This window comes from Dethiosulfatibacter sp. (assembly GCF_983023055.1).
In genome coordinates, this window is the sequence record NZ_CEZJXU010000061.1 from 1 (window position 1) to 1,334 (window position 1,334).

Below are 1,334 nucleotides of genomic sequence, written 5' to 3' on the forward strand. Positions count from 1 at the left end.
TTCTTACATCATAATTATAATTTGGTTTATCTAACAATGATGCAAAACTAAGTTTTAATCCATTAGCAATCTTCCATATCGTTGTTAGGGTTGGTATAGATTCAGCTCGTTCAATTTGACTAATCATAGTTTTACTTACACCAGTACGTATAGACACATCATTTAAACTAAGTCCCCTTTCAGTTCTAATATTTTTAAGTCTTTCTCCAATTCCAGTTAATTCAGTCATATAAAAACAACTCCTTTTCTTTTTTATTTATAATATACCATAAAATCATTATATTCAAGATAACAGAGATAGAATTTTTCTAATAATCATATCATAAAATAATAAAAAGCTCCTAAATATCTGATTTCATTTGACATTTCAGAAAATCATTGCTATAATCATCGTACGCAATACGGTTCAAAATTCCTATATTGCGTACGCAAATTATCTTTTTTCCGTTTCTAATAATTATAAAAGGAGAGTATGATATTAGTTTCTAAATAATATCATACAAGATAATGATGGCAATTATTACTATTATTGGTGCTGGTAATGGCGCCCACGCATTTGCTGCTGACTGTAAACTTGGTGGCGCAGAAGTAAGAATGTATGAATTTACAAGATTCAATAATAAAGTAAAGGGCATCCTGAATAGTCGACGTATTTGCTTTGAGGGTATTGAAATGAATCACGAAAACTTCAAACGTAATGGCACAGCGACTATAGATATGGTTACCTATGACATGAAAGAAGCAGTACAGGGAGCAAATCATATTTTGGTTTCTGTACAAGCTCAGGGTTTTGAGAAAATATTTGAAGAACTGGCTCCACTGCTTGAAGACGGACAGACTGTCAGTATTTTCCCAGATAATTTTGGGAGTTTAATTCTTCGTCGAATCATGCGGGAAAAAGAACTGAAAACAAAAGTTATCATTGCAGGTTATTCATCCTTAGTCTATGGTACACGGTTGACGGATTTTAATAACATGGAAACAGAAACGGATGTTGTTAATGTAATGTATCGCGAAAATGAAATTCGAGTTGATACACTACCTTCCAGCGATTATGATGCTTATATGTCTATTGTTAAAGAGATTCCTGCATTGGATGCAACAACACATCTAATTAAAGGTGATACTGTATTAGATATTGGACTTTCAAATGTTAATGTTATGCTTCATGTTCCTGCTGTAGTACTAAATACTGGAACAATTGAAAACTGGGGCATTATCCCTCATATTGGTTCTCATGATGCGGTTTATGACATCTATGCTCACGGAGTTTCCCCAAGTGTAGGCCGTGTTCAGTATGCATTTTATCAAGACCAAGTTGCTGTTGCTAAGGC

The 1,334-nt window shown here is 33.5% G+C and carries 2 protein-coding genes; one reads left to right on the forward strand and one right to left on the reverse strand.

Going from position 1 to position 1,334, the window contains the following annotated elements; genetic code table 11:
* A partial coding sequence (locus AC3AX0_RS03680) for a helix-turn-helix domain-containing protein (RefSeq protein WP_487548953.1) occupies positions 1–229 on the reverse strand: 229 nt, incomplete at its 3' end.
* 278 nt (positions 230–507) lie between these two features.
* On the opposite strand from AC3AX0_RS03680, the gene AC3AX0_RS03685 reads away from it, so the two are divergent.
* A partial coding sequence (locus AC3AX0_RS03685) for an NAD/NADP octopine/nopaline dehydrogenase family protein (protein WP_487548954.1) occupies positions 508–1,334 on the forward strand: 827 nt, incomplete at its 3' end.